General features: G+C 65.6%; 12 protein-coding genes, 1 tRNA gene and 1 pseudogene. 8 read left to right on the plus strand and 6 right to left on the minus strand.

Annotated elements, in window-relative coordinates; genetic code table 11:
• The 3 genes and pseudogenes from Q0D45_RS18670 to Q0D45_RS18680 form a co-directional block, all read left to right on the plus strand.
• A pseudogene (locus Q0D45_RS18670) lies at positions 1-354 on the plus strand (spermidine synthase); the annotation flags it as partial.
• A gap of 29 nt (positions 355-383) precedes the next feature.
• Positions 384-1,253 (plus strand): peptidylprolyl isomerase, encoded by an 870-nt coding sequence (locus tag Q0D45_RS18675; RefSeq protein WP_293396396.1) that lies wholly within the window; start codon positions 384-386, stop codon positions 1,251-1,253.
• A complete protein-coding gene (locus tag Q0D45_RS18680) occupies positions 1,250-2,200 on the plus strand; it encodes a HupE/UreJ family protein (protein ID WP_293396399.1) in 951 nt (316 codons plus the stop codon). The genes Q0D45_RS18675 and Q0D45_RS18680 overlap by 4 nt, the downstream gene beginning before the upstream one ends.
• Positions 2,201-2,203: 3 nt before the next feature.
• Here the strand turns inward: Q0D45_RS18680 and Q0D45_RS18685 are convergent, their stop codons facing one another.
• The 3 genes from Q0D45_RS18685 to rarD all read right to left on the minus strand — a co-directional run bounded on the left by Q0D45_RS18685 (position 2,204) and on the right by rarD (position 5,223).
• On the minus strand, positions 2,204-3,469 hold the full coding sequence (locus Q0D45_RS18685; RefSeq protein WP_293396402.1) for a cytochrome c: 1,266 nt from the start codon (positions 3,467-3,469) through the stop codon (positions 2,204-2,206).
• The gene (locus Q0D45_RS18690; RefSeq protein ID WP_293396405.1) at positions 3,466-4,179 is read right to left on the minus strand and encodes a c-type cytochrome; all 714 of its coding nucleotides are present in this window, start codon (positions 4,177-4,179) and stop codon (positions 3,466-3,468) included. The genes Q0D45_RS18685 and Q0D45_RS18690 overlap by 4 nt, the downstream gene beginning before the upstream one ends.
• A gap of 90 nt (positions 4,180-4,269) precedes the next feature.
• Complete coding sequence (gene rarD / locus Q0D45_RS18695; RefSeq protein WP_293396408.1) at positions 4,270-5,223, minus strand: EamA family transporter RarD; 954 nt, start codon at positions 5,221-5,223, stop codon at positions 4,270-4,272.
• A 132-nt stretch (positions 5,224-5,355) separates the two neighbouring features.
• On the opposite strand from rarD, the gene Q0D45_RS18700 reads away from it, so the two are divergent.
• Positions 5,356-5,523: a hypothetical protein gene (locus Q0D45_RS18700; protein ID WP_293396411.1), complete on the plus strand. Its 168-nt coding sequence runs from the start codon at positions 5,356-5,358 to the stop codon at positions 5,521-5,523.
• Positions 5,524-5,618: 95 nt separating this feature from the next.
• Positions 5,619-6,521 carry a TIGR01777 family oxidoreductase gene (locus Q0D45_RS18705; RefSeq protein WP_293396413.1) on the plus strand — a complete coding sequence of 301 codons (903 nt, stop codon included), beginning with the start codon at positions 5,619-5,621 and terminating at the stop codon, positions 6,519-6,521.
• Here Q0D45_RS18705 and Q0D45_RS18710 read toward each other — a convergent pair.
• Both Q0D45_RS18710 and Q0D45_RS21695 read right to left on the minus strand, forming a co-directional pair.
• Complete coding sequence (locus Q0D45_RS18710) at positions 6,498-8,042, minus strand: cryptochrome/photolyase family protein (protein ID WP_293396415.1); 1,545 nt, start codon at positions 8,040-8,042, stop codon at positions 6,498-6,500. The genes Q0D45_RS18705 and Q0D45_RS18710 overlap by 24 nt on opposite strands.
• 22 nt (positions 8,043-8,064) lie before the next feature.
• On the minus strand, positions 8,065-8,319 hold the full coding sequence (locus Q0D45_RS21695) for a DUF2256 domain-containing protein (RefSeq protein ID WP_366946504.1): 255 nt from the start codon (positions 8,317-8,319) through the stop codon (positions 8,065-8,067).
• A 158-nt stretch (positions 8,320-8,477) separates the two neighbouring features.
• Between Q0D45_RS21695 and Q0D45_RS18715 the strand changes: the two genes are divergently transcribed.
• Positions 8,478-8,554 (plus strand) — tRNA-Arg (locus tag Q0D45_RS18715).
• Between the two features lie 199 nt (positions 8,555-8,753).
• Here Q0D45_RS18715 and Q0D45_RS18720 read toward each other — a convergent pair.
• The gene (locus tag Q0D45_RS18720) at positions 8,754-8,978 is read right to left on the minus strand and encodes a helix-turn-helix transcriptional regulator (RefSeq protein WP_293396417.1); all 225 of its coding nucleotides are present in this window, start codon (positions 8,976-8,978) and stop codon (positions 8,754-8,756) included.
• 128 nt (positions 8,979-9,106) lie between these two features.
• Between Q0D45_RS18720 and Q0D45_RS18725 the strand changes: the two genes are divergently transcribed.
• Both Q0D45_RS18725 and Q0D45_RS18730 read left to right on the plus strand, forming a co-directional pair.
• A complete protein-coding gene (locus Q0D45_RS18725) occupies positions 9,107-9,340 on the plus strand; it encodes a hypothetical protein (protein WP_293396419.1) in 234 nt (77 codons plus the stop codon).
• The coding region (locus tag Q0D45_RS18730) for a DUF3596 domain-containing protein (RefSeq protein ID WP_293396422.1) at positions 9,333-10,621 on the plus strand (1,289 nt) is incomplete at its 3' end. The genes Q0D45_RS18725 and Q0D45_RS18730, both read left to right, overlap by 8 nt.

The following is a 10,621-nucleotide window of genomic DNA, read 5'->3' on the forward strand; positions in this document are numbered from 1 at the left end:
AGCGCCAGCCCGGCCGCCGTGTTCGGCGCGCCGCGCGATGCCGATGACCGCGCGTGGCAAGCCCGCATCGCCGCCTACTGGCTGGCTCGCAATGCCTACCTCAAGGCCGGCATGAACGTGCAGCCGGTGGCCGATCCGCAGGCGATGCTGGCCCAGGTACGCGAGCCGCTGCTCGCCGTGCTGCGCCTGAGCCCTGATTTCCGTCCGGCCTATGAGCCGCTGCTGCGTATCGCGATGGCGCTGGCCGATCGCGCGCCCGACGCAGCCCGCGCCGTGCTCGCCGAGCTGGCCGCGATCCAGCCGGATCGCCCCGAAGCCGCTGCCGCGCTGCGCCAGCTCGAACCCTCACCCTGATTTCGCCTCACTGCGTACCCCGAGAAACCATGAACGCCATCACCTCTTCCGCGCTCGATCGCCAGACCGATGCTTCTGCAAAAGGCCCGCGCCGCTGGCTGCGCGAACCGCTGCTGCACTTCTTCGTCTTCGGCGGCCTGCTGTTTGCGCTCGACAGCACCCTGGTATCGCGCCGCGACAGCGGCAACCTGATCCTGCTCAATGCCGGTGCCGACGCCGAACTGCACCAGATCGTCCGCGATGAACTGGGCCGCGAGCCGACCGCCACCGAACTGGCCGCGATGCGCCGCCGCTGGTTCGACAACGAATTGCTCTATCGCGAAGGCCTGGCGCTGGGACTGGATCGCGGCGATACCTCGATCCGCGAACGGGTGATCTTCAAGGCGCTGAACGTGGTGCAGGCCAATCTGGTGTTGCCGAAGCCGGACGATGCCGAACTGCGCGCCTGGTTCGAAGCCAACCGCAGCCGCTACGACAATCCGCCGCGCATCGATTTCCTCGAAGCGGTGATCGCCGGCAAGCCGAGCCTGGCCGAAGCCGAAGCCTTCGCGGCAGTGCTCAACAGCAAGGCCACGACCAAGCCGGACACCGATGTCGAAAGCGGCCTGCGCATCTATCGCGGCCGGCCGATGTCGACCCTGACGCCGGCCTTCGGCGAAGCCTTCACCACGCAGCTCGCGACCTTGCCGCTGAATCGCTGGGTGGCGCTCAACGCCCAGGATGGGCCGCGCGCGGTGCTGGTCGAGAAGCGCGCCGATGGCCAGCCCGCCGAGTTCGAGCCGCTGCGCGAGAAAGTGCTGCTCGACTGGCGCGATCAGCGCATGGCCGAACTGCGTAGCGAAGCGGTCCACAAGCTCGGCGACAAGTACACGCTGAAGGTCGCCGGAGAAGCGTCTTGATCCGCTGCTTCTGTGTGGCGCTGCTGGCGCTGCTACCGCTGTTCAACGCTTCGGCGCACGAGATGTCGATCGCCGAGCTGAACCTGCGTGAAGTGCTGCCCGGCGAGTTCCTGTGGAACTGGGGCCAGGGCGGCATCGGCCGGCAGCCGCAAGACGAGCTGACGCCGCGCTGGCCGGAAGGCTGCCGCACCGAAGGCGACAAGCTGGTCTGCGTCGGCGGGCTGAGCGGCACGGTGGCGATCGACGGCGTTGGCGACAGCTATTCGGCGGCGATGCTGCGCGTGCTCTGGCTCGACGGTACGCCGCAGGTCTACACGATCACCGCCTCGCAGCGGAGCGCCCGCCTGTATGGCAGCGCCAACGACACGCGCGGCGGCGGCGAGATCGCCTCCGCGTACACCATCCTCGGCGTCGAACACATCCTCGGCGGCATCGACCATCTGCTGTTCGTGGTCTGCCTGCTGTTCCTGGTCGGCTTCCGGCGCAAGCTGATCTGGACGATCAGCGCCTTCACCGCCGCCCACAGCCTGACCCTGATCGCCAGCGCGCTCGGCTGGCTGAGCTTGCGCGGCCCGCCGGTGGAAGCGGTGATCGCCGCGTCGATCGTGCTGATGGCGGTCGAAGCCCTGAAGCGCGAGGACACGCTGGCGCGGCGCGCACCGGCGATCGTCGCCTTCGGTTTCGGCCTGGTGCACGGCCTCGGCTTTGCCGGCGCGCTGAAGGAAATCGGCCTGCCGCAGGATCACCTGCTGCTGGCGCTGCTGACCTTCAACGTCGGTGTCGAGATCGGCCAGCTGTTGACCGTGGCGGTGGTGTTCGTCGCCACCCGCGCCGTATCGCGGCTGCCGATGGTCGCCGCCCGCGTGCCGGTGCCTGCGCTCTACGCGATCGGCAGCATCGCCGCGTTCTGGACCTGGCAGCGGCTGGCGGCGGTGCTCGTCGGCTGAGACTCAGCGCCGCTCGACCTCGACCACCGACACCGCCGGCGCATCGTTGCCCCATTCGCTGCGGATGTAGGTCAGCACGGCGGCGACGTCCGGACGGCTCAGGGACTGGCTGAACGGCGGCATGCCGTAGGGGAACGGGTTGCCCGCCGTCGACGGCGGGAAGCCGCCGTTGAGGGTCAGATTCAGGGCATTGCTTGCCGACACGGCATTGACGTTGGCGTTGCCGGCCAGCGCCGGATAGACGTTGGCGCGGCCTTCGCCGGCATCGCCGTGGCAATCGGCGCAGTGCTCGGCGTAGACCAGCTTGCCGCGCGCGCGCAGGCTCTGACGCTGCTCGGGCGAGACCTGTGGCACGCGTGCCACAGGCGGCGCATCGGCCATAGGTAACGCGCGCAGGGTCGCGACGATCGCGGCGAGATCGTCGTCCTTGAGGTGCTGCAGGCTGTGGAACACCACTTCGCTCATCGGCCCGGCAACGGCCTTGTCGGTGTTGATGCCGGTCTTCAGCAGCTGGCCGAGTTCCTTGGCTTCGCTGTCGGTCATCGGTTTCGACGGCACTTGGGTTGGGGCTAGGGGCAACGCATCCCAGCCGAGGCTGGCGATCTCGCCGCCCATGTAGCTGGTGTTGCTGCGCAAGCCGCCGAGCGCGCCGCGCGCGCTGTGGCAGGCGGCGCAATGACCGAGACCTTCGACCAGATAGCGGCCGCGATCCATCGCCGCGATGTCAGCCGTGGTCGCCGGCTTGAAGTACAGCGCGCGCCAGGCGCGGGTGGCCAACTGGGTGCCATAGGGAAAGCGCAGCGTGTCTGGCGTCTGCACGCGCTTGATCGGCGCCAGCGTCTGCAGCCAGGCGAACATGGCGTCGGAATCTTCCCGCTTGAGGTTCGTGTAGCTGGTGTACGGGAAGGCAGGGGACAGCCAGCGATCGTCCTTGGAACGGCCGTGGCGCATCGCCCGGTAGAAATCCTGATTGGTCCAGCGGCCGAGGCCGGTTTCGTCGTCCGAGGTCAGGTTGCTGCTGTAGACCTCGCCGAACGGCGTCGGCACTGCCCGGCCTCCCGCGAACGCTGCACCGCCCTGATCCGTGTGGCAGGCCACGCAGTTGCCGATCTGGACCAGATACTCGCCGGCCTTGACCTGCTCCAGGGTCGGCGATTCCAGCGTCGCCGGCGCCAGCGGTTCGAGATCGAGATCCGGCTTGTTCAGCCAGATCGAAAACGCGAAGGCGGCAGCGATGGCGCTGCCGAGAACGATCACCCGGCCCTTCATGGCAGCACCCCGCAATCCATCGGCATCGTGTTCGGCAGGCTGTCCAGGGGTTTGGCATCAAGGGCATACGCCTGGCTGGCCAGCCAGGCGCTGACGGCGGTGATCTCTTCGGGTTTCAGCGCGCGGGCGATCTTGCCCATGCAGTCCGGTTCGCGGGCGTGGCGCACACCGTTCTTCCAGGCGCCAACCTGGGCATCGAGATAGCGCGCCGGCAAGCCGCGCAGGCCGGGAATCATCGGCACCACGCCGGTCAGCTGCTCGCCGTGGCAGGCCTGGCAGGGCGGGATCTTGCGCTCGAGATCGCCGAGTACGGTCAGCCGTTCGCCGAGCGCCAGTTGCTCCGGCGTGGCGCCGGTCATCGGCGGCTGGCTGGCGTGCGGGCGTGCTGCGTAATACAGCGCGATCTCGCCGAGATAGGCATCGGACAGATGGGCCAGCAGGCCGGCCATGATCGTGTGCTGACGGCGGCCTTCACGGAAGTTCAGCAGCTGGTTATACAGATAGCCGGCCGGCTTGCCGGCGATCGACGGGTAATAGTCCTCGCCGACCGTGCGGCCTTCATCGCCATGGCAGGCGGCGCAGGCGGCCAGGCGCTTGCCCATCAATTCGGCAGGTTCCGCGGCACCGGCGGGCAGTGCCAGCAGGGTCAGCAGCAGAGCGGGAACAGCGAGCCATCGGGTCAGGCGATTGCGGCGGCGCATCGGATTCATTCGGACTGGGTTCAGGAGGCGGCGACATGGTGCAGCATCAGGCAGCGCCTCGGTATCGACAGTTGCCGTGCCGAAAGGCAGGGCAGATGGTTACTTGATGGTCGCTGCCTCGGGCGGTACCGCCGTCGCCACTGCCTCCTGGGGCCGACGCCGCGCGCGCAGCAGGCCATCGCCGCCGTAGATCACCAGCGCCATCCAGATCATCGCGAAGCCGATCGCCCGGGTTGCCGTGAACGGCTCGTGGTACAGGAAGATGCCGAGCAGCAACTGCATGGTCGGGCCGATGTACTGGATCAGGCCGACCGTCGAGTAGGGGATGATCCGCGCGCCGAAGGCGAACAGCGCCAGCGGAATCGCGGTGATGAAACCGCCGGCGAACAGCATCAGATCGATCACCAAGTTGGTGTTGCTGAAGGCACCCTGGCCGCTGTATTCGAGCCAGCCCAGATAGATCGCCGCGAACGGCGCGATCAGCAGGGTTTCGGCACCGAGCCCGGCAATCGCATCGACCTTGACCAGCTTGCGGATCAGGCCATAGAGCCCGAACGAGATGGCCAGGCTCAGCGCGATCCACGGCAGCTTGCCGGTCTGGATGGTCAGCCAGGCGACGCCCAGCCCGGCGAAGGCCACCGCCGTCCACTGCGCGTTGTTCAGACGCTCGCGCAGGATCACCACGCCGAGCAGCACATTGACCAGCGGATTGATGAAGTAGCCGAGGCTGGTTTCCAGCACGTGGCCCGAGTTCACGCCCCAGACGTAGACGATCCAGTTGACGCTGATCAGCAGTGCGGTGAAGAACAGCCGCAGCCGCGTCGGGCCATCGGCAAGGGCTGCTCGGACATTGCCGAGCTGGCCGCGCCAGGCCAGCCAGGCCATCACGAACAGGCAGCACCAGAGCAGGCGGTGCGACATGATCTTCAGCGCCGGCACCTCGTGCATCGGCTTCAGATATAGCGGCAGCAGTCCCCAGATCAGGAAAGCGCCGACGACGGCGAGGATGCCGCGGTTGAACGATGCCGGCACAGCGGCAGCGGAGGTGTTCATGGTTCCTGGACAACTACAAGCGTGGAGGCGCGCGATGATACGCCTGCCTGCCCGCTGCAATCCCCCTCCGTTTCGTGACAGCCGACTCGCCACCCAAGCCCCACATGCCGACGCTCGCCGCGGCGCTTGCTGGTGCTCGGCGATCTGTTCCACACCCAGCTCAGTGCCGATGAGCCCGCCGTCGCGGCGATCGATGCTTTCCGCAGCCAGCACGCGCAGCTGCAGATCACCCTGATCCAGGGCAATCATGATCGCCAGATCGAACGTCTGCCCGCGTTCGGCAGCTTCACTGGCGGCTGACCGGTGGCGCCGGGGCGGGGCGACACCGTCATCGCCGTGACGCCGGACGGACTGGTTCCGATACAGTCAGGCGCACCTTTCCAGACAGACTCCCCATGCACGTCCTGATCACCGGCGGCACTGGTTTTATCGGCCGCGAACTTTGCACTGGTCTGCTGCGTGACGGCCATCAGGTGACCGTGCTGACCCGTGAACTCGGCGCTGCTGCCAAGCGGCTTCCCGAGGGTGCCGAGGCGATCGACGATCTCGCCCGCAGCGAATCGGTGGATGCCGTGGTCAACCTCGCCGGTGCGAACCTCGGTGGCCAGCGCTGGAACCGGGTGAGCAAGCTCGGCTTCCGCAGTTCACGCATCGACACCACGCGGCGGCTGGTCGACTGGATGAGCGAACTGGCGGTGAAGCCAAAGGTGCTGGTCTCCGGCTCGGCGATCGGCTGGTACGGCCCGCGCGGCGATGAAAAGCTGAGCGAGGCCGATGCTGCCGGCAGTGACTACTCGGCCATGCTCTGCCGCGACTGGGAAGCCGAAGCCCTCAAGGCGGAAGCGCTTGGCGTGCGTGTCTGCCGGTTGCGCACCGGCATCGTGCTCGGGCCGAAAGGCCCGGCCGGCGGCGGCGCGCTGGCGCAGATGCTGCCGGCCTTCAAGCTCGGCGGCGGCGGGCCAATGGGCTCCGGCCAGCAATGGATGAGCTGGGTGCACCGCGTCGATCTGATCACGCTGATCCGTTTCCTGATCGAGCGCGACAGCGCGCAAGGCCCGTTCAACGGCACCGCGCCGGAGCCAGTCACCAACGGCGAATTCGCCAAGACGCTCGGCCGCGTGCTGCATCGTCCGGCGATCCTGCCGATGCCCGGCTTCATGCTCAAGCTGATCGTCGGCGAGATGGCCGAGATCCTGCTGACCGGCCAGCGGGTGATTCCGCAGGCGGCGCTCGATGCCGGCTTCGTGTTCCGCTTTCCGAATCTGGAAGCGGCGCTACGCGACGTTCTTGGGCGCTAGATCCTTGCGCAATTGCGCAGCCTGATTGCGGATCGCTGCAATCACCTCGGGTTTCAGCCGATCCAGATTGCGCACCTGCATGACCAGCCGCGGATGGCTGGCGAAACGCTGGCGATGGCGGTCGAGAAAGTCCCAGTACAAGGTCGTGAACGGACAGGCTTTCGGACCGGTGCTGAGCGCCGGATCATAGCGGCAGCCGGCGCAGTAGTTGCTCATCCTGTCGATGTACTTGCCGCTGGCGATGTAGGGCTTGGAGCCCATCAGGCCGCCATCGGCGAACTGGCTCATGCCGATGGTGTTCGGCACTTCGACCCACTCCACGGCGTCGACATACACGGCCAGATACCACGCGTGAACGGCGCGCGGCTTGACCCCGAACAGCAGCGCGAACAGGCCGGTGATCATCAGCCGCTGGATGTGGTGCGCGTAGCCACGAGCGAGCGTGTCGCGCACCACCTGATGCAGGCAGTTCATCTCGGTGTCGGCAGTCCAGTACAGCGCCGGCAGCGCTTGTTCGGCGCCGAGCGCGTTGTCGTCCAGATAGGCCGGCATGTGCCACCAGTAGAGGCCGCGCACGTACTCGCGCCAGCCGATGATCTGGCGCACGAAGCCTTCGACACTCTCGATCGGCGCCTGCTTCGCGTGATACGCCGCGACCGCCGCCGCGATCACCTCGCGCGGGTTCAGCAGCTTCAGATTCATCGCCGCCGATAGACGCGAGTGATAGAGCAGCGGCTCGCTGTCCCAGACCGCATCCTCGAACGGCCCGAACGCGGCAAGGCGTTGGTCGATGAAGTCCTGCAAGGCGATCAGCGCATCGGCGCGGGTCACCGGCCAGTCGAAATGTTCCAGCGCGCCGGGATGCTCGGCATAGCGCTCGGCGACCATGGTCAGCACGTCCTGCGTGATCGCATCCGGCAGAAACCGGCGCGGCTTCGGCACGAAGCCCGGCCCTTGTTTTCCGAAGGCTTCGCGGTTGTCGTGATCGTAGTTCCAGGCACCGCCTTCGGGCTCGCCGTCAGCGGTCATCAGCACGCCGGTGCGCTGCCGAACCGCGCGATAGAAGTGCTCCATGCGCGGCTGCTTGCGGGCGCCCATCCAGTCACGGAATTCGGCGACCGTAGTGATGAAGTGGCGATCGCTGCGGACTTCGAAGCTCAAGCGCACCGTCGCACAAACTCGCTCGATATCCCGCGCCAGCCGCCATTCGCCGGGTTCGACGACGATCAGATGCTCGGGCTTGAGTGCCGCGATCGACGCCGCCAATGCTTCGGCCAAGGTCGCGTGCGGATGCTCGGCGGTCGCGTGGTAATCGACAGCCCAGCCGCGTGCCTCGAGCGCAACGCGGAAGTGGCGCATCGCCGCCAGGAAGATCGCGATGCGCGCCTTGTGGCTCCAGGCATAAGTAGCCTCGGCCGGCGCCTCGCACATCCAGATGCAGTCCTGCGCCGGGTCATAGCCGTCAAAGGCGGCGGAGTGATCGTCCAGCTGATCGCCAAGGATGACGATGAGATTGCGCACGGGAGAAGTTCATGAGGAGAATTCAGGATCGTCGGGACCCATCGGTTGTCCGCAGCTCAAGCGTCGAGGAAGCCGACGCGGCGCTGGACGAAGAAGAAGTGGCTGAGCGACGACTACGGCAAGCATCCGAGCAATAGCGAACCTCGTCCCAAACCTTCTCCCATTTCTTCCGCCACGCAAACGGCCGCGCGCAGACCACGCAGGTTTTCTCGGGAAGATGGGGCTTGCGATGAACCAAGGAGCTGAGCGAAACACGAGGAGGCGCGAATGCCGGCATTGTGCCCGAGCGCCCTTCGCCAACCGCGTCAGTCACTGCTGACTGAGGGCTCGTTTCGATTAGACTACGCACCTCGCGCCCGTAGCTCAGCTGGATAGAGTGCTTCCCTCCGAAGGAACGAGTCTGACAACATCCCTTCGTAGTATCCTTGCGCCGCCGCGCCCGTAGCTCAGCTGGATAGAGTGCTTCCCTCCGAAGGAAGAAGTCAGAGGTTCGAATCCTCTCGGGCGCACCAAAATCAATGACTTAGAGCCTGCATCGACCCCGTCGATGTGGGCTTTTTGCATTTCAGGTGTCATTGAAATTTGGTGCCGCACCCGCCAAAGGTGCCATTCAGGGATGTGGTCACTGCGACCAATCTGAGACTGCCCTGAGACCCGTTGAGACCGGCAATTTCTGGTCACTCCGAAAATGACCACATCCCTCGAGACCAGCTACTCGTCCGGCAAGAACTGCAGCAGATCGCTCGGCTCACAGCCGAAGTACTTGCACAGGGCGTCGATGGTGTCGGTGTTCGTGTTGTAGCCAGCGACGTTCGCAATCCTCGTCAGCGTTGGACGAGAGATTTTTGTGGCTTCCGAGACGTCGTTGAGGGTGATCCGGCGGCGCTCTTTGAAGGCCTTCTCGTCAAGCAGCTGCTTAAGTTTGATGCGGATCATGGTGGGCCATTCTAATCGACTGAGGATTCAACTAATCAAGAAAGATCAGTTTCGCTCTTGACAGATCACAAATGAGTGAATAGGATCGCTTCAGATCCATATGGATCATAAATGATGAGAAACAGCCAATGGCCGCGACCTATCTGACGACCGAGGAGCTTTCGGTCCGCATCAAGTACGACCCCCGCACGATCCGTGATCGCCTGAAGGACTCGGTTCTGCTGGAGGGCCGTCACTATTTCCGGCCGTTCGGTGGCCGCAAGATTCTCTACATCTGGGAAGCGATCGAAGCCGACATGCAAATGGCGGCGGCGAACGACAGCGGTATCCCGATGGCGGGCGGAGGCTACTGCAATGGGTAGTGTCTCGATCCGTGGAGGGCTTCTGTACTTCGACTTCCGCTTGGGTGGCCAGCGCTGCCGGGAATACACGAAGCTCGAGGACACCGCGAGCAACCGCCGCAAGATGGAAGCGGTCCTGAAGAAGATCGAGGGCGAGATTGCCCTCAATACCTTCGACTACGCCCGTTACTTCCCCGGCAGCGCGATGGTTGCCCGCTTCGCCGAGCTTTCGCAGCAGGTAGCGGGGCCGACGGAAATCGACCCGGCGCCGGTCGTGGCGCCGCGCTCGAACACGCCGCTGTTCCGGGAGTTCGTGGCGCTCTGGAAAGCCGAGAAGGAAGTCGAGTGGCGGCACAGCTACCGGACAGCGGTCGAGTCGATGCTCGACACCCATCTGATGCCGGCGTTCGGGGGCATGCCGATCGGCGACATCGATCGTGCCGCCCTGCTGGCCTTCCGGACCAGGCTGACCGAGAAGCGGCTGTGCGTGACGAAAACCTCGGAAGGCCGTCCGCTGACTGCCACCACCCTCAACCGGATCATGGGTATTGCCCGTCAGATCCTCGATGAGGGTGCGATGCGTCACGACTACGTCAACCCGGCGCTGAAGATCCGACGGCTGAAGACCAAGCGCATCGAGATCCAGCCGTTCTCGATGGAGGAGGTGCGTCGGATCATCGACACGGTCCGCCCGGATTACCGGAACTACCTGACCATCCGGTTCTTCACCGGCATGCGATCGGCGGAGGCGCATGGCCTGCGCTGGAAGCACATCGACTTCGAGCGTCGGGAAATCCTGATCCGCGAAACGTTCGCCAACGGCCGGACCGAGTACACCAAGACCGACGGCTCGCAGCGTGAGGTCCAGATGTCGCAGCCGGTGATGGAAGCGCTCCGGAAGCTGAAGCCGGCCAAGGACGATCCCGAGGCTTACGTCTTCTGTACCCGGAAAGGCCAGCCGATCGACAACCCGAACTTCAACACCCGGGTCTGGGCGCCATTGCTCCGGTACCTGCAATTGAAGCCGCGCCGTCCGTACCAGATGCGTCACACCTGCGCGACCTTGTGGCTGGCCGCCGGTGAAAACCCGCAGTGGATCGCCCGGCAGCTCGGCCACACCACGACCGAGATGCTGTTCCGGACCTACAGCCGCTATGTGCCCAACCTGACCCGCAACGATGGATCGGCCTTCGACCGCATGGTCACCGGTGCCGTCAACGGCGGCTTCACGGAAACACCCGGTACCCGGCCCGCCGCCAAGCCGGACATCACCCCCAGGACCCGCAGCCCCCGCCTTCCCCG

Origin of the sequence: Nevskia sp. (assembly GCF_023266035.1) — a bacterium.
Classification (GTDB): domain Bacteria; phylum Pseudomonadota; class Gammaproteobacteria; order Nevskiales; family Nevskiaceae; genus Nevskia.